The sequence below is a fragment of the Marinobacter sp. JSM 1782161 genome (assembly GCF_011421605.1).
GTDB lineage: Bacteria > Pseudomonadota > Gammaproteobacteria > Pseudomonadales > Oleiphilaceae > Marinobacter_A > Marinobacter_A bohaiensis.
In genome coordinates, this window is record NZ_WSSA01000002.1 from 1,764,537 (window position 1) to 1,787,222 (window position 22,686).

The 22,686-nt window shown below is 61.2% G+C and carries 22 protein-coding genes; 8 read left to right on the forward strand and 14 right to left on the reverse strand.

Annotated features, from left to right (window positions below; all coding sequences use genetic code 11):
• The first annotated feature begins 181 nt into the window (after window positions 1-181).
• Complete coding sequence (locus GQB00_RS07865; RefSeq protein ID WP_111494891.1) at window positions 182-925, forward strand: substrate-binding periplasmic protein; 744 nt, start codon at window positions 182-184, stop codon at window positions 923-925.
• Between the two features lie 103 nt (window positions 926-1,028).
• On the opposite strand, the gene GQB00_RS07870 is transcribed toward GQB00_RS07865, so the two are convergent.
• The 5 genes from GQB00_RS07870 to GQB00_RS07890 form a co-directional block, all read right to left on the reverse strand.
• Complete coding sequence (locus GQB00_RS07870; protein ID WP_165855821.1) at window positions 1,029-2,168, reverse strand: glycerate kinase; 1,140 nt, start codon at window positions 2,166-2,168, stop codon at window positions 1,029-1,031.
• A gap of 1 nt (window position 2,169) precedes the next feature.
• Window positions 2,170-3,513 (reverse strand): GntP family permease, encoded by a 1,344-nt coding sequence (locus GQB00_RS07875; protein WP_165855822.1) that lies wholly within the window; start codon window positions 3,511-3,513, stop codon window positions 2,170-2,172.
• Between the two features lie 159 nt (window positions 3,514-3,672).
• Window positions 3,673-4,761 carry a CdaR family transcriptional regulator gene (locus GQB00_RS22015; protein WP_165855823.1) on the reverse strand — a complete coding sequence of 363 codons (1,089 nt, stop codon included), beginning with the start codon at window positions 4,759-4,761 and terminating at the stop codon, window positions 3,673-3,675.
• Between the two features lie 103 nt (window positions 4,762-4,864).
• Window positions 4,865-5,731 carry an endonuclease VIII gene (nei, locus tag GQB00_RS07885; protein ID WP_165855824.1) on the reverse strand — a complete coding sequence of 289 codons (867 nt, stop codon included), beginning with the start codon at window positions 5,729-5,731 and terminating at the stop codon, window positions 4,865-4,867.
• An 80-nt stretch (window positions 5,732-5,811) separates the two neighbouring features.
• Entirely contained in the window at window positions 5,812-7,128 is a 1,317-nt protein-coding gene (locus GQB00_RS07890) for a PAS domain-containing methyl-accepting chemotaxis protein (protein ID WP_165855825.1), read from the reverse strand.
• Window positions 7,129-7,544: 416 nt separating this feature from the next.
• Between GQB00_RS07890 and GQB00_RS07895 the strand changes: the two genes are divergently transcribed.
• A complete protein-coding gene (locus GQB00_RS07895) occupies window positions 7,545-8,843 on the forward strand; it encodes a cation:proton antiporter (protein ID WP_165855826.1) in 1,299 nt (432 codons plus the stop codon).
• 46 nt (window positions 8,844-8,889) lie between these two features.
• Here GQB00_RS07895 and GQB00_RS07900 read toward each other — a convergent pair whose 3' ends face one another.
• From GQB00_RS07900 to GQB00_RS07910, 3 genes are all read right to left on the reverse strand, one after another.
• Window positions 8,890-9,342: an SRPBCC family protein gene (locus GQB00_RS07900; RefSeq protein ID WP_165855827.1), complete on the reverse strand. Its 453-nt coding sequence runs from the start codon at window positions 9,340-9,342 to the stop codon at window positions 8,890-8,892.
• Between the two features lie 106 nt (window positions 9,343-9,448).
• Window positions 9,449-11,182: an isocitrate/isopropylmalate family dehydrogenase gene (locus GQB00_RS07905; protein WP_165855828.1), complete on the reverse strand. Its 1,734-nt coding sequence runs from the start codon at window positions 11,180-11,182 to the stop codon at window positions 9,449-9,451.
• 160 nt (window positions 11,183-11,342) lie between these two features.
• Window positions 11,343-11,936, reverse strand: coding sequence for a TetR/AcrR family transcriptional regulator (locus tag GQB00_RS07910; RefSeq protein ID WP_165855829.1), 594 nt, complete (start codon window positions 11,934-11,936; stop codon window positions 11,343-11,345).
• A gap of 265 nt (window positions 11,937-12,201) precedes the next feature.
• Between GQB00_RS07910 and GQB00_RS07915 the strand changes: the two genes are divergently transcribed.
• Entirely contained in the window at window positions 12,202-12,858 is a 657-nt protein-coding gene (locus tag GQB00_RS07915) for an NAD(P)H-binding protein (RefSeq protein ID WP_165855830.1), read from the forward strand.
• 25 nt (window positions 12,859-12,883) lie between these two features.
• Here the strand turns inward: GQB00_RS07915 and GQB00_RS07920 are convergent, their stop codons facing one another.
• Window positions 12,884-14,188: an MFS transporter gene (locus GQB00_RS07920; RefSeq protein ID WP_165855831.1), complete on the reverse strand. Its 1,305-nt coding sequence runs from the start codon at window positions 14,186-14,188 to the stop codon at window positions 12,884-12,886.
• A gap of 288 nt (window positions 14,189-14,476) precedes the next feature.
• On the opposite strand from GQB00_RS07920, the gene GQB00_RS07925 reads away from it, so the two are divergent.
• From GQB00_RS07925 to GQB00_RS07940, 4 genes are all read left to right on the forward strand, one after another.
• A complete protein-coding gene (locus tag GQB00_RS07925) occupies window positions 14,477-15,439 on the forward strand; it encodes a DUF6635 family protein (protein ID WP_165855832.1) in 963 nt (320 codons plus the stop codon).
• A 95-nt stretch (window positions 15,440-15,534) separates the two neighbouring features.
• Window positions 15,535-15,933, forward strand: a complete 399-nt coding sequence (locus GQB00_RS07930) for an SET domain-containing protein-lysine N-methyltransferase (RefSeq protein WP_165855833.1) — start codon at window positions 15,535-15,537, stop codon at window positions 15,931-15,933.
• A complete protein-coding gene (locus GQB00_RS07935) occupies window positions 15,930-17,276 on the forward strand; it encodes a hypothetical protein (RefSeq protein ID WP_165855834.1) in 1,347 nt (448 codons plus the stop codon). The genes GQB00_RS07930 and GQB00_RS07935 overlap by 4 nt, the downstream gene beginning before the upstream one ends.
• Before the next feature lie 128 nt (window positions 17,277-17,404).
• On the forward strand, window positions 17,405-17,860 hold the full coding sequence (locus GQB00_RS07940; protein WP_165855835.1) for a GatB/YqeY domain-containing protein: 456 nt from the start codon (window positions 17,405-17,407) through the stop codon (window positions 17,858-17,860).
• Between the two features lie 60 nt (window positions 17,861-17,920).
• Here GQB00_RS07940 and GQB00_RS07945 read toward each other — a convergent pair whose 3' ends face one another.
• Entirely contained in the window at window positions 17,921-19,237 is a 1,317-nt protein-coding gene (locus GQB00_RS07945) for a short-chain fatty acid transporter (RefSeq protein ID WP_111494861.1), read from the reverse strand.
• Window positions 19,238-19,597: 360 nt separating this feature from the next.
• On the opposite strand from GQB00_RS07945, the gene GQB00_RS07950 reads away from it, so the two are divergent.
• On the forward strand, window positions 19,598-20,830 hold the full coding sequence (locus GQB00_RS07950) for a cation:proton antiporter (RefSeq protein ID WP_165855836.1): 1,233 nt from the start codon (window positions 19,598-19,600) through the stop codon (window positions 20,828-20,830).
• 169 nt (window positions 20,831-20,999) lie between these two features.
• Here GQB00_RS07950 and GQB00_RS07955 read toward each other — a convergent pair whose 3' ends face one another.
• From GQB00_RS07955 to GQB00_RS07970, 4 genes are all read right to left on the reverse strand, one after another.
• Window positions 21,000-21,380, reverse strand: a complete 381-nt coding sequence (locus GQB00_RS07955; protein ID WP_165855837.1) for a TM2 domain-containing protein — start codon at window positions 21,378-21,380, stop codon at window positions 21,000-21,002.
• Window positions 21,364-21,618: a membrane protein insertion efficiency factor YidD gene (gene yidD, locus GQB00_RS07960; protein ID WP_207950638.1), complete on the reverse strand. Its 255-nt coding sequence runs from the start codon at window positions 21,616-21,618 to the stop codon at window positions 21,364-21,366. The genes GQB00_RS07955 and yidD overlap by 17 nt, the downstream gene beginning before the upstream one ends.
• 1 nt (window position 21,619) lies before the next feature.
• A complete protein-coding gene (locus tag GQB00_RS07965; protein ID WP_111494857.1) occupies window positions 21,620-21,841 on the reverse strand; it encodes a DUF4177 domain-containing protein in 222 nt (73 codons plus the stop codon).
• Between the two features lie 328 nt (window positions 21,842-22,169).
• Window positions 22,170-22,625 carry a metallophosphoesterase family protein gene (locus tag GQB00_RS07970; protein WP_165855838.1) on the reverse strand — a complete coding sequence of 152 codons (456 nt, stop codon included), beginning with the start codon at window positions 22,623-22,625 and terminating at the stop codon, window positions 22,170-22,172.
• Window positions 22,626-22,686 lie beyond the last annotated feature (61 nt).

Consider the following 22,686-nt stretch of genomic DNA (forward strand, 5'->3'; position numbering starts at 1 on the left):
AACAGGATCTGTTCCGGTTTCTACGAATTGCCAAAAAGCATCACCTGAGAGTGACTTTTTCTTGCGTTTCAACATGTTGCAAAAGTGTAAAGAAGAAAGAACGGACCTGTTGCACTGAACAAACGTTCAATATCATGCCGCGCTCCCAGATCACGTTTATTGGAATGAATGGAGCGAGTTCATGAAAGGAAAAGTCGGGCTGCTTTGCGCCTTACTGATGATGGCCGGTTGCGCCACTGCCACCGAGGAGCTGCGGGTATACACCGAGCAGTATCCTCCCTATAACATGACCACCAACGGACAGCCGTTCGCCCACTCGGCGGAAGACATCACCGGCCTGTGTACGGACGTGTTGAAAGCCATGCTGGCGAAGACTGACCTGGAACACAGCATCAAGCTGCGTGACCTCGCCTACGGCATGAACCGGACCGAGCAGCATCCCAATCACGCCATCTATTGCGTCTCCAAGACCGATGAGCGCGAACCATTCTTCAACTGGGTGGGACCGCTGTCGTCCATCGAGTGGACCCTGTTCGCCAAGCCCGGCTCCTCGATTGAACTCGATGACCTGGACGATGCCCGCAAGTACAAAATCGGCGGCTACAAAGGCGACGTCATGACGACGTACCTGGCGGAAAAGGGCTTCGACGTCACCGCTATCAGCAACAACGGCCTGAACGCCCGTCGCCTGGTGGAAGACCAGATCGACCTGTGGGTGGCCGATGGCCTGGCCGGCCCCTACCTCGCCGCCGACGCCTCCGACGTCACCAACCTGAAGCGGGTGCTGGTGTTCCGCGAAACGCCGATGTACCTGGCCGTGAACAAGAACACCGATCCGGAAATCCTGAACGAACTGAACGAAGCCTATCGGGCACTGGTTCAGTCCGGCGACAAGGACACCATCTCACGTTCCTACGGGTTCTGATCGTTCCCCTGCAATGACCGGGAACCGGCGGGAATCATCGCCGGTTCTCACCGCACTCCCCGTACACGCCTGACATCATGCAGCGCCAGGCCGTAGCAACGCGTTATCGGCGGGAGCCCAGGGCACCGGCAAGACGAGCCAGTTGTTCGGCGGACTGAACCAGGTTTGCGTCTGCCGCGTCTATGGCATCGGCCAGGGAAGAAGGTCCCTGGACGACCGGGAAAGCGGCCGTCAGCCCGATCGCATGAAGCGCCTGGAGATCGTTGCCGACTCGCCCTCCCAGCCCTATGACGGGAACACCATGCTTGAGCGCCAGGGAAGCAACGCCCGCAGGCGTTTTCCCCTGGGCACTCTGGCTGTCAATGGCCCCCTCGGCGGTGATCACCAGATCAGCACCGCGAATCCGGTCTTCCAGCCCCACCGTTTCCATGATCAATTCGATCCCCGATTGGAGTCGGGCACCGAGGACGCCTCCCAACATTCCGCCAATACCGCCAGCGGCTCCGCTGCCGGCAAAAGAATGCATGTCAAACCCGGCGCCTCCGGCCAGATCGGAAAAGCGCGACAATGCGGCGTCCAGAGTACGAACCATGTCCGGCGTCGCCCCTTTCTGCGGACCGAACACAGCCGCTGCGCCGTTTGGTCCGAGCAGCGGATTCGTCACATCGCAAGCCGCTGTCAGCTCGATGCCCGCCAGTTTCTCAAGCGCCGGCACCATATTGATACGCGCGAGCTGAGTCAGTCCCACGCCACCGGGACAGACATCGTCACCGGCCGCATCAAGCAGCTCTGCACCCAGGGCCTGGAGCAGACCCGCCCCGCCGTCCGTCGTGGCACTTCCACCCAGACACAACACCAGTTTCTCGGGACGATGGGCGATTGCCGCACGGATCAGCTCACCGGTGCCGTAACTGGTCGCGCACAAAGCGTCCCGCTCCGCCACGGGCACCCGGTGCAGGCCACTGGCCTCAGCAACCTCAACAATCGCGGTGCGGCCCCGGTTCACCAGGCCGTACGAGGCGCGAACGGGCCGGCCAAGCGGGCCCGTTACATCCACCGAGTGCAAGTCACCACCCTGCGATTCAACCAGGGCAAGCGTGCTGCCTTCACCGCCATCGGCGAGGGGCACTTCCAGGACATCATCCCCCGGAGCGCCCCGCTTCCAGCCGCGTGCGATTGCTGCAGCCACAGCGTTAGCAGACAGGCATTCCTTGAACGAGTCCGGTGCGATAACAACGCGCATGTCAGAGTGCTACCTGAGCAACCAGCCAGACGCACACGATCGTGACCAGCCCCATGAGCAACGTCGCGGCAGTATGGGACTTGTAGGCCGTAGCAACGTCCATCTTGCTGAACTGGGAGACGACCCAGAAATAGCTGTCGTTCGCGTGGGAGACTGTCATCGCACCGGCACCTATCGCCATGACGGTCAGTACACGCCCAAACTCGGAGTCCAGACCCAACTGGCCCAGCAGAGGCGCGACCAGGGCCGAGGTTGTGACGAGGGCTACGGTCGAAGAACCTTGCGCCGACTTCAGTGCCGCCGCCACCAGGAACGGCATAATCACACTCAGACCCAGTGTCGACAACGTGTCACCCAGATATTCACCCAGCGGCGTGGCCGCCAGGACCGTCCCGAACGCACCGCCGGCCCCCGTAATCAGAATAATCGGTGCGGAGACTTCCAGCCCTTTCTGGGTATGACGGGCGAACTCTTCCAGTTTCTTGTCCCCCTGTAACAGCAACAGGGCGAACCCCAGACCGATCATCAAAGCGTTGAGCGGTTTGCCCAGGAAGTTCAACGCTTCATAGAGGCCGCCTTCGCCCAGGGGCGCTGTGGGATAGTTGGCCACCGATCCCAGGCAGATCAGGACAATAGGCACAAAGATCGGCGCAAAAGACGCCCAGGCTGACGGCAACTCGCCGTAGTATTCCTTCGCTTCCTCGAATGCCTCTTCCGCCAGATCCAGCTCCCGGCTGTCCAGCTTCCGGCAGCGAGACGCCCAGAACAGGCCGGCCAACGCGGCGATAACAGCAAATACAAAGCCTACCGCAATCACCAGCCCGAGACTGTCCTCAAGGCCGAGGTTGCCGGCTGCCGCAATGGGTCCCGGTGTCGGAGGAACCAGGGTATGGGTCGCAAACAGTCCGGTGGACAGGGCAACGGTCATGGCAACGGGGGACACGGAAAGGGTCCGGGCCATGGAGCGCTTCAGACTGTTCAGAATCACGAAGCCCGAGTCACAGAAAACCGGTATGGAAACGATAAAGCCGACCAGGGACATCGTCAGTGACGGGAACCGCTGCCCCAACGCCTTGATGATGGTTTCCGCCATGACAATCGCCGCACCGGTGCGTTCGAGAATAACCCCGATGATCGTCCCGAGCACGATAACCAGCCCGATATAGCCGAGGATATTGCCGAAACCGGTGCGAATGGTCTGCTCAATTGAGTCGAGGGGCAAACCGAACGCAAAGGCCGCCAGGAACGATGCCAGAAGCAGGGTAATGAAGGGGTTCAGCTTGAGCTTGCTGGTCGCGAAGACGATAAACACAATCAGCGCCACCAGGATCAGAACCAGGTGCATGAATACTCTCCTTTGGAAAACATTGTTGTTGGTATGGAGCGTTATTGGTGTGGAGCCAAAGTCCAGTGCGTCAGTTTAGAAGCTGAGCCCGGACAGGTCGTTAGCCAATAGAACAGAAATCGGCTTTATGAAGCCAAGATAATTGTTCACCTGGACAACTCAACGCGTCACCAAAGCCAACTGCAGCACCAGCAGATCCCGCATCGAAAAGGGCGACAGGCCCGTCAGCGACTCAACCTTGTGCAGGCGATAGCGCACCGTGTTGGGGTGGACATGGAGTTGCTCCGCGCAGTACGGGATCTGTCCATCGCAATCGATATAGCGTTCTAGTGTCCGCAGATAGAGCGCCCCATGGCGATGGTCGAGCAGGCCGTCCAAGACGGCTTGCAACTGGGATTGTTGCCAGCCAGGCCCCAGGCTGTGCCAGAGCACAGCGACGTGGAAATCCGCGTAGTGGAGATCCCGTTTGTCAGGTGCCTGACGACGGCCGACCTCAAGGGTCATCCGGGCCGACTGATAGCCCATCTGGAAGTGCGTCGAGAAGGTCGCCCCGACGGCCAGTATGACGTCATCCCGCAACGGCAGGTTCAGTAGTCGTCGGACCTCCTCCGGGCCGGGCTGTGGCTGTTCGGTTTCCAGGAACAGCAATAGTTGCCGGGGCGACAGATGCATCGCCAGCGCCGTTTTATGACGCTGTTCGACTGCCGGCAACAGGGGAGCCAGCACCTGATCAACGGACTTTTGGCTGGTCGCCTCAACCAGCAGCGCAACGCGCTGACGGCTCATATCGATGCCCAGTTGTTCGAACCAGACGGCCGGGACCGGCTTACCCTCACAAGCGGCCAGCAGTGTCTCTTCAATCTGCCGACGACGATGCTGGCCCGCAGCGAGTAACGCGGCCTGCTCCAGCATGAGCTCGGCCGTCATGCAGACCAGATCGGCAAGGTGTGACACCTCGCCGGGGGAGCCGGAAATACCCACGACCGCCGCCAGCTGCCCGCCTACCGTGACGGGCAGGTTCACCCCGGGCTTCGACCCGGGATACTCGTGAACATCGGCCGCCTCAATAAGCAGTGGCTCGCAACGCTGGGCAACCAGTCGCGCCGCAGCATGAACGCTGCCGACCCGGCGTGGTTCACCGGAGGCAATAATCACCCCGTCCGGGCTCATTACATTTACGGAATGGCCAATCGCGAGCATTGTCCGCTCAACGATGCGTTGGGCCGTTGGCTGATCGAGAACGAGCACGTGTAAAGGTCCGGTTCGTCAGAAAAGAATAGAGGCGCTCCAGCGCCAGTCGACGCACGAACGCTAGCACGAGTGGCGAACAAGGTCATGGGCGAGCCGATCTTCAAGGCACCGGCGGGTGCTTCGCCGATTCCTCCGGTGCCTGACAGCCGGGGCAATGGTACAACCGGCGGCTCGCCCGGGTTGTCTTCACGATAGCCCCACCGCACTCGTGGCAGGCCTGACCGTCTCGATTGAACACCATGTGGCGGCGCTGGCCGTAGGTCCAGCCGTTGTGTTTCAGGCGTTCGGCTCGTTCCGGATCGTTGGTGATGCCCTTGAGGCGATAGGCGCGTTCGATCATTTTCAGAATCGCCTCGGCCAACCGGAGGCGTTCGCTGTCGTCCAGTTCCCGGGGGCGTCGCGTTGGCGCCAGACGCGCCTCGAACAGGATCTCGGAGCGCAGGTAGTTACCAATGCCGGCGACGAAACCCTGGTCGAGCAGCAAGCCGCCCAGATTGCGGCCGCGGAATCGCCGATCGTCGAACAACCTCAGCAAATCCTCGACTGACACCGTCTCGTTCAGCGGATCCGGGCCCAGGCGTGTCAGGTAGTCCACCTGATCCAGCTCATCCGGCCGCACCAGACGGATGTCCGATGCACTGTAGAGTCGGGCCGCCTTGCGCGGGCCGCATACCGCGAAACGGAGCTGGCGCTGGGTCTGGGGTTCCCGTTCCGGAGTTCCGATCTGCCACTTCCCGTACAACTGGTTGTGGCTGTAGACGCACCAGGGGCCGTCCTCGTCGGTCGCGGCCAGAAACACCAGAACCGCCTTGCCCCGGGCTTCGACGCTGGTCACCCTCCGCCCCCTCAGCAAACCTTCAAAGGGCTTGAACCGGTCGAAGGCGAACAGGACCCGCTCGGCCGTCTGACCGGCAACGGCGTGGCTGATGTCATCGACCATCCGTCGGATTTCAGGGCCTTCGGGCATCGGCTCGCTCCACTCCGGAATGACTGGACTGAGAGCTACGCCGGGACAATGGGATCAGATCAGGCAAGGCCGACGCCGGGTCAACGCTCCAACCGGTTCGAGAACTGCGACACCGCATCCACCACTTTACGCGCCGCGTCCTGAATGTCGTTGATCACGCCGCTGGCTTCGTTGACCAGTTCCCTCACCTCTTCGGTCTGGGTCTTGCCCGATTCGATGATGCGGACGGCGTCGGAGGTGAGCGTCTGGTTCTTGCCGACCACACCAAAGATCTCTTCGGTCGCATCGGAGGTCCGGGAGGCCAGTTGGCGCACTTCATCCGCCACCACCGCGAAGCCGCGGCCCTGATCACCGGCGCGGGCCGCTTCGATAGCGGCATTGAGGGCCAGCAGGTTGGTCTGGTCGGCAATGCCGCTGATGTTCTGGATGATGCTATTGATGGTCTGCGACTGCTTGTCCAGCTCGCCGATGCCGTCGACGGCTTTCTCCATCTGTTCGGCAAGCTGCTGCATCACCTCCGCGGTCTTCTGCATCACCTCCATGCCGCGCTTGGCACTGGCGTCGGTGTCCTGGGAGGTTTCGTAGGCGACACTGGCGGTGTTGGCCACTTCCTGGTCCTGCTTGACCTTGTCGGTGATGACCGTCGCAAACTTGACCACCTTGTAGTACTCGTCCCGCGAGTCGGTCAACGGGTTGTAAGACGCCTCCAGCCAGACTTCATGGCCGTAGCGGTCGACCCGCTTGAAGCGGTCGGCGACAAAATCGCCTTGCCCCAGCCGGTTCCAGAACTGCTCGTAGTCGCTGGAGTTGTAGACCTCGGGCGGACAGAACATGCGGTGATGCTTGCCCTTGATCTCCTCCAGGGAATAGCCCATCGCGTCCAGGAACAGTTTATTGGCGTTGAGTACGTGACCGCCCATATCGAACTCGATCACGGCCGTCGAACGTTGCATGGCCTGGATCAGGTTCTCGTGCTGGCGGGAGGATTCGATGGTGCGGGTCAGGTTGTTGGCGAAGATGGTGAAGTGATCCAGATTGCCATCGCTGCGCTTGATCGGGCACACCGAGGCGCGCAGCCAGAAATGCGTCCCCGCCGGGTTCTGCACCTGCCAGGCTCCGACCCAGAACGCGCCGGTATCAACCGCGTCCATCATCCGGCGATAGTGCTCGGTGTCACGCAAGTAGGTCGGCACCAGATCCCGGACGTGTCGGCCGTCCAACGCGGACAGGCCGCCGCCAAACTCGGCCTCGAAATTCCCGTTACAGGAGATGATCCGCCCACCGGTATCCAGCTCCAGCTTCATCACTTCCGTCGAAATGTCCGCGACTAACTGCCGCAGCATGTAGAGCTCTTCCTTCAGGGCGGCGTTTTCTTTTCGCAGTTCGTTTCCAAACATCGACAACAGTCCTGTAATGGGAGAAGACGACAGAGATGAAGGCCCTCATTGGCCGGCCGGGAGATCCCCCTCACTCATCCACGCGACGAGTCGGCTGGCAAGGTGGGCAGTGGTTCACGCCACACCCCAGTCGCTCAACAATAGATGTATCGGCTGCAACGGCTGGATGTTTAGCCAGATCATCATTGACGACCGCAAGGAACCGGTAATTGGCTATCATTGTAGACGCCGGGTCTGTTTCCCGACTCGACGTTCTGCTCCTTGATGAATGAGTGGCTGGCAACCCACGTTGCGGCTGCACGTCAACGACGCCGATGGTCCCGCCCTGTCGCCCCGTTCATACCAAGCTGTAGATCACACTCAATCACCAGACGGCGGCGTCTGGCTTTCAACCGATGTCTTGCCCGGGAGAGTCGATGGATACGTGGTATCTGCTGTGTTTCCTTTCCGCGATTGCGATACTCGTCGCCTTCGCCAACCAGTTTTTCCTCAACATGCAAACCACCATCGCCATTACGGCCGGCGCGGTGGTCCTGTCGCTGCTGCTGATCCTGTCGGGGAAAGTGCTCGGCAACCAGACCGCCGCGGCCATCTCCGGCATGCTGGGCAGTGTGGATTTCAAATCGTTATTGCTGGAGGGCATGCTCGGCCCCCTGCTGTTCGCGGGGGCGCTTGAAATCGATCTGCGGGCGATGCGCAAGCGCCGCTGGGAAATCACCATCTTGGTGCTGTTCGGCACCCTGGCATCCACCTTCCTGGTGGGCCTGTTCCTTTTCTGGTTGCTGGGATGGATGGGCTGGGCCGTACCGTTTATCTACTGCCTGCTGTTCGGCGCGCTAATCAGCCCCACCGACCCGATTGCGGTCTTGGCCATCATCAAACAGATGAAGGCGCCACCCTCCATATCCATCCAGGTGGAAGGGGAATCCCTGTTCAACGACGGCGTCGGCCTGGTGGTGTTCACGACGATCTTTGCCCTGGCCTTCACCAGCGCCGAACCCACCTTTGGCAACGTCGCCGAACTGTTCCTGACCGAAGCCCTCGGCGGCATCGCATTTGGCATGCTGCTGGCCCTGGTGGGGCATTTCCTGCTGACCAAGAGCACCGACGGCAACATCCGCTTGCTGCTCACCTTCTGTATTCCGACCGCCGGTTTTGCCCTGGCGAACATCATCGGCGTATCCGGCGCGCTGGCGATGGTGGTCAGCGGCATCTTCATCGGCAACGTCACCCGTGCCAAGGCGGCCTCCATGGGCCGCCTGAGCAGCATTCGCAACATCCGCAATTTCTGGCATGCGGTGGAAGGCGTTCTGAACGCCTTCCTGTTCCTGCTGATCGGTCTGCTGCTGGTCATACTGCCGGTCACCGGGCAACAGATCCTGCTCGGCCTCCTGGCCATTCCGGCCGTCCTGCTGGCGCGGCTGATCAGCGTCAGCCTGCCCTACGCTGTGTTCCAGCGCTTCCGGACCTACGACAAGCACTCGGTGCTGATTCTCACCTGGGGCGGCCTGCGCGGTGGCCTGGCGCTGGCCATGGCGGCGTCGATTCCCAGCGGGCAGGCCTACGTCAACGGCGTGGACCTGCACGCGCTGATTCTGTTAATCACCTACATCGTGGTGATTTTCTCGATCATCGTGCAGGGATCGAGCATCAGTCCGCTGATCCGTGGCAGCATCGCCGCCCAGGCAGACACTCAGGTAGCCGCAGAGGCCTGATCCACGCACCTGCCGCAGAGGTAGGCCCGGTGTCCCGTATGCCGCATCAGACCTCATCCGGGATGTCAGGTTCCACCAGCAACGCCAGCAGACTCAGCGACTCCTGCCAGCCCTGGTAACACATTTCCGCCGGAATCATCTCGGGCACGCCGGCCTGCTCGATGGTCAGTTCTGTCCCGCACAGCACCGGTCTCAGGCGGATGGTCACCTGCATGTCACCGGGCAGACCGGGATCGTCGAAACGGTCGGTGTGGCGGATCAGCTCGCCGGGCTTGAGTTCGTCAAAACGCACACTGAACGAGTGCCTGTTGCCGGTCGTGAAGTTGGTGAAGGACATTCGGTAGCCCCCGCCCTCGCACGCGTCCATCTCGTCGATGTGGCCGATGAAACCGTGGGGCGGAAGCCACTTCACCAGGGCATCGGGATCGACAAAGGCGCGATAGACACGCTCGGGGCTGCCGCGCAGGATGCGGTGCAGGCGGATCGTGTTGCCGGGCATAGCGGTTCTCCTGATCAGGTTTTGGAACGCCTTTCAATGGAAGGCATTACCTGGTCGAACCAGCGCCGCGGATTTCGACATGGGCCCGCCTGGTCCGGACCGCCCGTCAGAGCCGCTCCTGCAAGGCATCAATGAACCCGTACAGGTCCACGACTTTCTCGGCCTCCGGATCAGTGATCTTGCCCTTGAGGTCGGCGGTGATGTAGCCGTCGGCCACCGTGTCCTTGAGCGCCTGCTTGAGTCGGCCTGCGTAATCCGCCAGCGCCTGGTTGCCGTCCCGCTCGCCCAGGGTTTCCAGGGCGTTACCGAGTGCATAGATCAACGCCGACGGATTGAAATGCGCCTCCTTGCCGCCGCTTTCCTGATATTTCACGTACAGGTCGTGGGCGGTGCCGTGGGGGGCCTCGAACAGCATGGCGCCGTCCTTGCTCTCGATGATGGAGCTGGCTGTGGCCAGGCTGCCACCCAGGGCGGCGGAGATGTCCGAGAAAATATCGCCGTCCAGATTCTGTGACGGGTAGAGCGCGTTGCGGGGCGGGTCGGTGATCATCTTGATCAGCTGCCGCGACGGCCGCATGATCATGAAGGACGGCGGCGGGGTGTCCTCCTTGGCCAGCTCCCGACGCACTTCGGTGATCACCTCGCTGAAGACTTCGTCGTACTCCATGTACTCCCGCTTCAGGCCGAAGTAGACCTCCTTGTCCTTGCGCGACGCGTCCCGGAATACCTGGCTGACCCAGTCCTTGATGGCCTTGCGGTCGTTGGACATCAGCAGCATCGGGTCACCCTTCCTGATGTGCCGGGCGTGGCGTTCCTCGCCGTCCACCACCACCTTGACGATGCCGTCCTCCCGCGCCGGTGCGTTGAAGCTGCCGTACTGGTCACCGCCGCCGGCACTCATGCGGGAGATGGACACGTGCACGTGCCTGTCGGGAATACCGTAGCGCTTGAGTTGATTGACCAGCTTGAAGAGCTTGCGACCGGTGGTGTTATCCGGCACGCCCCAGAGCGCGCGTTCCGGCGGGTTGGACACGATCCGCGCCGCCTGGGCATCGATCAGCTCGTAGTGGAAGTCGAGCCCCGCCGCTTCCACCTGTGCCTGGAACTCATCTTTGTAGATCGTCTCGATGGCCGTGCGCATGGCGCCGTCGTAGCCCGGAATCACCGTGTCTTTCAGCCCCAGGTAGATGTCCCGCTTCTCGTCCAGGGCGCGCTGGAAAAACCGGCGGGCCCAGTCCTCGACATCCGCCATGTCGTTGGTGGCCAGCAACAGTGGATCGCCCTTGTGGATCTCCCGGCGATGCAGCTCCTCCGGGTCACCGCTGCTGCCCACGAACATCAGTTTGATAATGCCAGTGGCGCGAGCCAGTTCGTTGAAGCTGTCCTTGATGCCGCCGTCATCCATGGTCATCACGTCGATGTCGCGGCCGATCCAGTCGGGCCGACGCACGCGGAGGTTGCGGAACTGGATGTCCTCGCGGGTTATGTTACCGCCAATGCCCTTGCGGATGGCCCCGTTGGGGGATTTGGTGGCCAATGGATCCAGGTTGTTGCCGTCCACGTCCGGGTACTTCTTGAGGAGTTCATCAAGCTGGGTGCGGTTGACCGTGATGCCCGCGTTCTTGATGCCGACGCCGTACTCTTTGATGGCCTCGATGGCCTCCGTGACCGCATGGCCGTTGGTGGCCAGACGGTTCTCCGCCGACAGGTCGATCTCCTTGAGTTCGATATCCAGCCTCGACGTGACAAACGTCTTCAGGAGCGCCTCGAAAGCCACCTGGGCCATCTCGTCGCCGTGGAGGATGACCAGTGGCGATGTCACCTGGATCGTGTTGCCCATTGCGTTCTCCTTTCGCCTGTCCTGTGAGTGTCGATTGTCCCGCGCGCCGGTTCCCGGATACCGAAAACCGGCCCATCCCTCTTAACCCTAAGCCTGATTGCGTTGGGGTCAAGGGACGCATGATCGAAGCGAAGGTGGAATACGGATAGGCGCCCTCGGTTCAGTCCCTCTGCAGCAACCCTTCTGCCAGGCAGCGAAAGGCATCCACCGCCTTACCCAGCACGACTTCGGGTTCGTCGGCGGAGGCAATCCAGAGCGAGGCGTTGAGGGCCGCCCCGTTGAGCATCCGGGCCGCCGCTTCGGGGTCCACCGGTCGTACGGTACCTTCTTGCATCAGCGCCTGGATGGTGTTCATGGTGGTGCGCAGGCAAGCACTCTGGTTCGGCCATTGCGAGGGGTCGCCCAGCACGGCGGGGCCGTCCAGCATCACGATGCGCTGAATCTCCGGCTCCATAGACATCTCCATGTAGGCGATGCTCTCCTCCATGAATCCCTGCCAGACGCTGCCGGCCTTTTCCTTAGCCGCGCTCATCCGCTCCAGCATTTCCGCATCGATCTGGTCGATGACCGCCTGCAACAGTCCCTTCTTGTCGCCAAAATTGTGATAGAGCGCGCCTCGCGTCAGGCCCGCCGCGGCGGTCAGATCGTCCATCGACGACGCCGCATAGCCCTTGGCGGCGAACGCCTCCCGGGCCGACTGAATCAGCTTGGCGCGAGTCTCCTCTACCATCTGGACCCGTTTTTTCCCGGCCATGGATGTCTCCTGCTCTCAACAGACCAATTCAACATACGGCTCGCACGCCCTTTGACATACGGCGCGTATCTTAACGACGAGCCCGCGACGGCGGAAGGCGAGAGCCATACCGAGCGATCCGCTGCGTTAACACCGTGGGCGAGACGGGGCTGGCCGGTCTGGATTCGAGACGAGCGTCATCGGGTGCATTCCGGCTGTGGCGTAACCCGTAGGCAGCCCGACCGTAATGGAAGGGCAATCGCCGAGCAACCAAGGAGCACTGAAAATGAACGTCTTCATTATTGGCATCAGCGGCAGCATAGGACGCCTGCTGACCCGGCAACTGCAGGCTCGGGGCGATACCGTCCGGGGACTCGTCCGCCGCCAGGAGCAGCACGCCGAACTTGAGGCCCAGGGCGTGCCTTCACACGTTGGTGATCTGGCCCACATGGACACACAGGCACTCGTCGAGGCCATCGGCGATGCGGACGCCATCGTCTTCACCGCCGGTTCAAACGGCGGCCGGCCGGACGTCACCCGGGCCATCGATGGCGACGGCGTCGACAAAGCCATCGAGGCCGCGCGCAAGGCGGGCGTCCGGCGCTTTGCACTGGTCTCCGTGCTGCCGGAGTCCTGGCGTGAGCGGGAACTGGGCGAGGACGTGGAGTACTACTTCGCCGTGAAGAAAGGCGCCGATATTGCGCTCAGCCGCAGCGACCTGGACTGGCTGATCCTGCGCCCATCCCTACTGGTCGACGAACCGGGCGCGGGAACCGTTTCCCTCGGACCGGCCGCGTTTCACGAACAGATTGCGAGGGAAGATGTCGCCGAAACCCTCGCTACCCTGTTGCATGAGCCACGCATGGGCCAGCGTATTCTGGAACTGAACCAGGGCACCACGCCGATCCGGGAGGCGGTCCAGGCGAACGTTCGCGAGCGATAGCGGGAACGGAGAGCGCTCCGGCCGTTTACCGGGGACCGCTAACGCCCTTTTCCGTCGGTTCGGCTTCGTCCGTGTCATGCGACTCATACGTGTACGGCTCACCCTCTTCGTCCTGAAGCTGGTAGTCGTACGCCGCCTGAAGCCCGGTTTCCTCTTCGGCTTCGTCCTCGGCCGCGTGATCGATGTGGCGCGGGTACAGCGGTGACAGGATGGCCACGAGAATGCCGATGGCGGCAAACATGGCAAACGCGTCGCTGTAGCCAAACTGGTTCACCAGCATGCCGAGGATCGGCGAGCCCGACGCCTGGCCGAGCGAGACGGCCATGAAAGGCAGCACCGGCCCCAGCGACAGCCGTCCCGGTAACAGGCGGATGCCGGTCATCAGGTAGAGCCCGGTCAGACTCATGTAGGACAGGCCGAAGACCAGCGCGGAAAAGGTCGCCAACACCAGTTGCGCCGGGCTGGCCGCCAGCAGCGCCAAGCTCGCTGCCAGCATCATCAGCATCAGGGCCTGGGTGATGGGCGGGTTGTTGCGGTCGGCCAGATCCGCCACGACGGCGCCGCCCAGCCCGGCAACCCCCACCGCCAGCCAGAGCCAGCCGGTCGCGGACGGCGGCAACTCGCCGAGGGTCACCACCAGGTCAGGCGCGAAAATCCAGTAAGCGGACGACACAAAGCCCATCGCAAACGCAAACAGCGACAGCCGGAACAGGCGCGCCCACTGCAACGCGCTGATGGGAGGCGGCGGCGCCGCATTGGCCGGCGTCACCCGGGATACCGACGGAATCACGTACCAGGCGGCCAGCATACCGATGGCCGCCAGAACGGCAAACGCCATGTACCCGTACCGCCAAATACCCGCCAGAAACAGCACGGCGGGTACGGCAACGGCGATGCCCACGCTGGTTCCCGCATTCATCACTGCGCTCACGCGGCCATGGACAGAGCGGTCGACCAGTACCTGCATGGCCGCCGTCAGCGCCGGCATCATCAGACCGGTGCAGAGGCCGCAGGCAAACACGCCCGCGCCCAGCGATAGCGCGCCGGACGCCTGACTGATCAGCGCCAGCCCGACCACGCCAAACGCGCCGGACAGCACCGCCGTGTTACGGGCGCCGAAACGAACCGCCAGAAAAGAGGCCACCGACGAGGCCAGCAGGAAGCTGATCAGCGGTAGCGCGCCGATAATACCGATGACGTAGGGCGTCAGGCCCAGATCGGCCCGGATGGGAGGTACGAACAAACCAAAGGCGAAGCGCGCCAGACCGTAGCTGATGGCGATCAGCGAAGCGCCGAACAGCGCGAAACCGGTACTCGACAACGACTTCATGGCGCCCTCCTCTATTCGTCGACTATCGAGCACTCCGGGAAGAACTCAAGCTGGCACGGTTACACTGTGATCCCTTACTCGCACAGCGGATCACAATGCCTGTGAGGGTAGGAGTTGTGCTGTGCGGTTTCAATCCGCAAGGGCTTCCCGGAAACAATCAACAGAGCGTCGCCGGCAAGCCGCGCCGCCAGTATGATTGTGCAGGCTACCCCAGGAACATTGTCCCGGCTTTCTCTAATACGGTTAAATGTGCCGGCCACTCACAAACCCGCTGATACACCTTTCACCATGCCCAATGCCACATCGCCCGAGCACCCCGTCTCCGAAGCGGAGATCGAGCAGGCCATCCGCGCCGGCATTGCGCGCTATTTCAACGACTGCCGGACGCGGATACCGGGCTTTATCGATCGCCACTTTCACTATCCCGGTGCAATCGAGACCAACCGCAAAGCACTCGGCTGGGACATGCTGCGGGCGCCGATCAACCTGCTATGGGCGCCGGTGTACGCCCTGGCGTGCCTGCTGAAAATCCTGATTCGCAATCGACCAAGGCTGGCGTGGCTGCACCAGTTTGCGGACCGGGTGCCGGCCGGCTTCACCACCCAGGTCCAGCAGCACATTTCCGACCTGATCCTGGTCGACCTGCTGAACGATGGCCAGCCGGGGCCTCTACTGGAAGACTACCTGATCGAAGCCCTCGAATCGGTCTACGCGCGTCATGCCCTCGAGCCGGTCGACCACCAGCGCTTCAGCACGCTGATCGAGCCGCTGGTCGCGGACGCGCTCAGCCAGTACCGGGTCACCCGCACAGCGTCGGCCGACATCACCAACAGCATTTCCTGTACGGTGCTGGGGGCCTTTGCGTTCCAGAAGTTCACACCGGGCGGGATCGGGCTCGGCGTAGTGCTGGCTTCCATGGCCGCCAAGTTTATGGCTGCCCGGGATTTCATCCTCGGCGAGACGATCGGCGGGTGGTACTACAGCTGGTTTCCACCGGAGCCGTCACTGGCCACCACCGCCAGCGTGATGGTCGCGGTCATGGCCGCCTTGGCGGCGCTGGCGGCCCTGTCCGGCGTTATCTTCGACCCCGTGCAGGCCGCAGTGGGACTGCATCGACGACGCCTGAACAAGCTGCTGGACCATCTGGAGCGGGACGTCTCCATCAGCACCCAAAGCAGCTTCCGCCCCAAGGATCAGTATGTGGCGCGGATCCTCGATATGTTTGACATGATCCGGTCGGGGTTGATCTGAAAACTTCATTTTCTGACAGAAAACAGACAAAATGCCCGCGTGACCTCTCCGCATGAAGCCATCGGTTTCAGACTGTGGCTCGCTAAGGACCTTTCTTGTTTTCGGACGTTATCGATAACATCAGATACACGCGCATCGCATCCAGCACCATTCATGGTCACGGCCTGTTCTGTATCACAGATCTCGAAGCCGGACTGGCGATCGCGGAGCTGGACGGCCAAGTGGTTCCCTGGTCGCTGCACGAAACACAACACCTGACAAGCGAATGGAATGCGCTGCCGGGCAACCGCCTTTTAGTCCGCCCCTATAAAACCAGGTACTTCTACATCAATCACGCTCGTACGCCTAACCTTAAGCTGGAACGGCTCGGTGACGACAGGATCCGGATCGTCACGCTGCGCTTTATCCGGGAGGGAGAAGAGCTAACGCTGGACTACCGAAGCGAACCACTTCCCGACGATTACCTGAGCGGACACGGTGCAACGTACCTATGACATCGACAGGCAACCTCAAGCTTTTCCTGCTCTCATCCATAGACTACCGAAGTCACGATGGCCAGGGTCCCCAGTATGTGGACGCCATGCTATCGATGTCCCGCCACTTCGGGACCGACACGTATGGCGCGCATCGCACGCTGGAAGGGCACAACGTTTTCTACTCCGAAACCGATGATATAGCAGACGCCTGCCAGGTCACCGCGTTTGAAGCCATCGACAAGGCCCGGGGACTGAAGTTGAGCCATGTAGCTTCTTTCAACGGCGACCCAGCCAGGCTCACCACTCCCAGGATCGACGCGGTTGGCGTGCGCGATGTGCGTAGTCACCTTCTGTACGATTCGCACGCCTGCTTCCTGGTGATCACCGAAGTCTGCCTGGAAACCACCGCCCCGCCGCCTACGGGCATCATTGAGAATATTTTCCGCCAGCGCTCATCGTTCAGGAATCTCGGCATCGACCAGTACATGGACGACGTCTTCAAACGGGCGACGACCGACGTCATCCAGATTCTCGGAACGCCGCCGGGGGCCGGAGGTTCCTTTTCCGGGGAGGATATCGGGTTCTCCGAGGAGAAAACTCTTCCACTACTCATGTCGGGGCATGCTTTCGACATCAATCCAACCCATTTTGCCAACGAGGAAACCGTCGGCCAGATCACTGATGGCCAGTCGATGAGTCAGGATTATCCGGGGTCCTTTTTTCATCCCGGCTGGAATTACACCATCGCCGTGGGTTTCCCGTTTGAAGTGCTGGTCAACATCCTTCACATGATGATCCGTGCCCAGACCTTCTTCTTCAGCTTGGGCTACATGAAGAGTTACTTCGCCGATGAGCTCAACATGACGCTGAGAAGAAAAGCAGGCATTGGCGAAAAGGAAGTAGACGACGCCGAGGAAGTCCGGCTCGCCTTTTACGACCTGCTGGCAAAGTTCAAGGGTTACAAGAACCGACTGTTCCCAAAGTATCACCGGGAACTGACGGCACTCATGGAGCGCTGGCACTGCAACGACGACGTCGCCTACGTCAAAGACAGCATAGAGCTGAACCTGCAGGCCAAGGATCGCATCCACAACAACAAGGTCGAGAAACAGAACGAACGACAGAACACGGCCCTGGCTTTTATTGCGTTCCTGCAGCTGATATCCATCTATGGCGCGTTCGGCGACGGCTTCAGCCTGTTCAACAATGAGAGCACGCTGTTCCACGTCGGCACCGCGACGCTTATCCTCTCGCTGGTGACTTTCCTCGTCATCTCCCGCTACTTGAAGAGTGCCCTTGTGTTCGGTTTTGCCTCGGCTCTGACGGTGTCCGTCGTGGTGCAGTTGGGATTGATGGGGTAACGGCTGACAGAAAACAGCCAACGCTCGAATCGCGGTACGTCTGCAATCGACCGCAGGCGGCACTCGTCCCTACCGGGTCCGTTTTGGGTTAAGGTACCATCCTCAACACCCCGCACAGGAGATCCGCTATGTCTGCCCCATCCCTCAAGGAAACACTGGCCGGAGCCGTCAAGGAAGCGATGCGCAACAAGGACAAGGGCCGGTTGGTCACCCTGCGCATGGCCCAGGCCGCGATCAAGCAGATCGAGATCGATGAACGCCGCGATCTCAGCGACGACGAAGTGCTGAAGGTGCTGGACAAGATGCTGAAGCAGCGTCGCGATGCCGCCAGTCAGTACGACGACGCCGGTCGCCAGGAGCTGGCCGACAAGGAACGGGCGGAGATGGTCATCATCGAGGAATTCATGCCCGCCGCCCTCACCGACGACGAGCTGGACGGCCTTATCCGCGAGGCGATCAGCACCGCCGATGCCCAGGGCATGCAGGACATGGGCAAAGTCATGAACGCCCTGCGCCCGCAGGTCACAGGCCGGGTGGACATGGGCCACCTGAGCCAGAAAGTACGGGCGGCGCTGGCGGGATAGGTTCGCCGTGGGCGGGAGCCGGCCTGGCATGATGCCAGACCGGCATTCCGCGAGGCGGCGTCAGCCGTAGACGGACAGCGCCACAAACGTCCCGGCAATCGCAACGCCGGCGATCACCAGCCAGATCAGCAGGTAGCCCATGATGTCGCGAGCCGAGAGCCCCGCCACGCCCAGCAGCGGCAGAGCCCAGAAGGGCTGGATCTGGTTGGTCCAGCCATCGCCCCAGGCAAAGGCCATGATGGTTTGCGCCGGATCCGCGCCGATGGCGGCCGCCGCTTCCATCATGATCGGTCCCTGGATGGCCCACTGACCGCCGCCCGATGGAATGAAGAAGTTGACGATGCCCGCAGACAGGAAGGTCAGGATCGGGAAGCTGGTCGGCGTGGCGACGGAAATGATCGCCTCACTGAACTGCGTTACCAGGCCGGCGCTGGTCATCATGCCGGCGATCCCCGCGTACAGAGGGAACTGCACGATAATGCCACGCGCGGCGTTGACCGCCTTTTCCGCCGCTTTCAGGTAAGCCGCCGGACTCCGGTGCAGCAGCAGGCCCAACGCCAGGAAGATCAGGATGATGGTGTTCAGGTTGATGCTGAAGCCCTTGTCGATAGCCTGCCCCACCAGGAAAGTGGCCGCCAGCACACCCAGCAGGAACGTCGGCCAGCGGCTGTTCTCCAGGCGGTCGGACGGGCTCATCGAGGCCTTGTCGAGGGTCTCATCGTCTGGCTGCTCGTCGCCGGCACGCAGCTCCACGATGCGATCGGGCTGTTTCTGCATCATGAAGAAGGCAATCAGCAGCGCCAGCAGGCCCAGGGTCAGGGCGATGTTCCAGGGCGAGTATAAAGTCTCTGTGACCGGCACAATCCCGATGCTGTCTTCCATGAAATGGCCCGGCGTGGCGATGACCAGGGGAATCGACGACGACGGTCCCCGGACCAGCTCGCCCCCGTAAGCGGCGGCCACGATCAGCGGGAAATGCAGCCCCTTGATCCGGGCCCCCATCTCTCGGGCCAGGATGGCGCCGGTCACCATGCCGAAGCCCCAGTTCAGGTAGTAGCAGACGAAGCTCACCACGATGGTCAGCACCATCGCCTGCCTGGGCGTGCTGGCGTGCCGTGTCATGCCGGAGAGCAGGGTCTGCACGACCGGTGTCAGAGCCAGCACGTAGCCAGTCAGCAGCACCAGGGTCATCTGCATGCCAAACTTGAACAGCTTGGAGAAGCCACCGCCCCAATAATTGGCCATGTCCATTGGGGAACTGTCGGTGAGCGTAACACCGAGGAAGAAAACGATCGCCGTCAGCAGGATCGCCAGCACGAACGCGCTGGGCAAATAGCGCTGGACGACGCGCACAGAAAAGTTGGTCACAGCTTGCATGGTCGAAAGGGTCTCATCATCTGATTTTGTTCGCATCGCGAACATTAGTTAATTATACGAACATGCTTGCGCGAGATAGTGTGTAGGGTCAAGCGAGAGATCGTCGGACTGGTGATATAAATCAACTGGGAAGCATTGGAGCGTTCGGCCAATCCAGACAGGAGTTCCTGGCCGCGGCATCGAACCGACAAACCGGCTCCATGCCGCCTCGGCGCCGCTTATTTCTTCTGAAACTCCGTCCCAACACTGTGCGAGAATAGCCCGCCCAGGCCGACACGAGTCTGACCGGACGAACACAGGACCGACCGGAACGCTCACACAACGGCCTTTCTCCACCGCTACATGGACGTAAAGGAACGCATGTCTCTCTTTGAAATCATCGCTATTCTGCTGTGCCTGTCGGCACTGTTCAGCTATATCAATGCCCGTTTCATTGGTTTGCCCAACAGCATCGCCGTCATGGCCTTTTCGCTGGCGTTTTCCCTGATACTGCTCGGGCTGAAACCGTTGGGTGTGACCGGCCTGGCCGGCTGGGCCGAGCAGCTGGTTGGCGGCGCCGATCTCGGCCCTACCCTGCTCAACGGCCTGCTGAGTTTCCTGTTGTTCGCCGGCGCCCTACACGTGAACCTGGACGAACTCGCCGATCAGAAATGGCTGGTCGCCTTACTGGCCACCGTGGGCGTGGTCCTCACGACGTTCCTGGTAGGCGGGGCGATGTGGTATGTGCTGCAGTGGCTGGGCAGTCCATTGCCCTTCATTTATTGCCTCCTGTTTGGCGCCCTGGTCGCGCCAACCGATCCCGTGGCCGTGATGGCAATCCTCAAATCGCTGAACGCGCCGGCCAGTCTCTCCACCAAAATCGCTGGCGAATCGCTGTTCAATGATGGCGTCGCCGTCGTGATGTTCATCGCCATTCTGGGGATCGCCCAGGGCCGGCATGAGGCGTCCTTCGAGAACATTGGCGTGCTGTTCCTGCATGAAGCCGTCGGCGGCCTGGTACTGGGCTTCCTGCTGGGGCTGTTGGGCTATCACCTGCTCAAGAACCTGGACAACTATCAGGTTGAAGTTCTCATCACCGTGGCCCTCGTCGCCGGCGGTTACGCCCTGGCCAGTCGACTGCACACCTCCGGTCCGCTCGCGGTTGTCGTCGCCGGCCTGATGATCGGGAACCACGGCCGCGAGTTCGCCATGTCCAAGAAGACGGAGGAGCAGCTCGATACCTTCTGGGAAATGGTCGACGAGGTGCTGAACGCGGTCCTGTTCCTGTTGATCGGCCTTGAGCTGATGATCATCACGTTCGAGCTGCCCTCGCTCTGGGCCGGGATCATCGCGGTGCCGCTGGTGCTCCTGGTGCGGTTCGTTTCGGTGGGAATCCCCGTCGTCGCGCTGCAGCCTTTCCGGGACTTCAAACCCAATCCCATCAAGGCCCTGACCTGGGGCGGCCTGAAAGGCGGCATTTCAGTAGCGCTGGCCCTGTCACTGCCGATGAGCGAGGAACGGGACCTGATCCTGCCGATGACCTACGTGGTCGTGGTGTTTTCAATACTGGTGCAGGGGCTGACGGTTAAGCGGGTATTGAGAACGAAAGGATAAGGCGAGGAGTCTGCAGCCAGCCTCTTCGTCAGACGGAAGAGGTTGGCTTCGATAACTGACTTTATGGGGAGTATGGGGAGAAAACGGCTGCCGGAGCTCGCGGTGCCTGATGTTCAGTCCGCGCCACGCTTTCTCAACGCGCTGTATGCTTCGGCGTGCTCTGCTCGCCCTACGCGCCATACTTATCAAGAAGGGACCGATAGACCTGGTTATTCCAGTCCTGGACGATAATCTGCGACCTGAACAGGGCCCACAGCTCCCAGGCGGAAACCACACCAATCAGGATGACGCCGACCCAAAGAAAATCCAGCACCAGCAATACGATGCCGATAGCGATCAGCCCGATATCCGCCAGCGCACTGAACCATCTTCTGAGATAAAGATGATGGATTCCTATGGGGAAAAACCAGTTCAGCACGGCATAGGTATCGGGATCTTTTATCTGCCCCCGGAGTTCGCCAAACAGGGCCTTCCGGCTTTCGTCTGGAAGCTTGCCGGCGAGGTTTCGCAACCGTTCCTCTTCTGAATCAACATCACTCTGTTTCAGCATTCGACAGGCTCCGTGGTACCGGCTCAATGCATTTGCAGATGCAGTCGCTCCGATTGCATCGCTTCAAGCGCCCCAGGATCAACGGCAGTCCCCGGAACAGCCCAAACCGCTCAATCGCCGTCTCAGCGTAGGCCGAGCAGGTCGGCTCGAAATTGCAGTCAATCCCGAACCATCGGCTTCCACCGCCTGTACGCCGGTAAAAACCGATGGCCCGGAGGGCAAGGAACTTGCCGATCAAATCAGCGCCCCAGAGTCACGATGACCGCTTCACGCTGCCAGAACAGCCAAAACCGCTTCATTTCCAGCACCTGGAAAACCACCTGCCAGCCCTCGGCAGCCAGACGGTTCAGCTCGGCCTCGATTTTCTTCAACGGCAAACCGGAAGACCCGAGCAGCAGCGTCCCGCAACCGCCTTCGGCGATGTGGACCATCTTGTATTCCTTGAAACGGGCTTCAGACATATACACTCCTTGTAACTTCATTCTGGAAGGATTTAAGGCGCGGAATTATCTCACTTTTTAAAAAGTATCAGGCAAGGCGGCGGGAAGATTTCACAGGATTTTATATCGTGGACTGAGCGCGATGCCGTAAGCCCACCACCAGGGCCATCCCCTCATTCAGGGGGTCACTCGGCCCCGGGCGGTCATAACAGTGAAGCCGACGACAATGGTCTGGCCGTACGTGAATGCATCACTTCTTGGCAACCGAGACTGGCTGGGCCAAGGCAACTGCAGAAGCGAGTCCGGCTCGCCCCAAAGCGGGATCAGCCATGAAGGCACTCAGTCCGGCTCAGACCGCCAGGTCGATGATGTCCCCAACGACGCCATCTGCCGTCACCTCCAACTGCCCCACCGTAATCGGCAGCGTAAATCGCCGGGGCCCGGCGCCGCCGGGATTGAAATAGAGCACACCGTCGATCCACTCGTTACGCGGCTTGTGGGAGTGGCCGGCGATCACCACGCGATACCGGTCCCGTGGGTCCAGGTCGAGGGTTTTGACGTCGTGGAGCATGTAGAACGCGTGCCCGAGGAAATCCAGTTCCAGCACATCGGGCAGATCCGCGGCGCGGCCGGTCTTGTCGATATTGCCGCGAATCGCCACCACCGGCGCGATGTCCTCCAGCGCTTTCAGAACGTCATCCCGACCCACGTCGCCGGCGTGAAGAATCACGTCCGAGCCTTGCAGAGCCTCCAGGGCTTCGGGACGCATCTTGCTGTGGGTATCGGCGATAACGCCAATTCGCATACCTGTCGCTGACCTCGCTTTGTGCCTCGTCGCGCGTGGCTGGAAACAGCCGCTCGTCCCC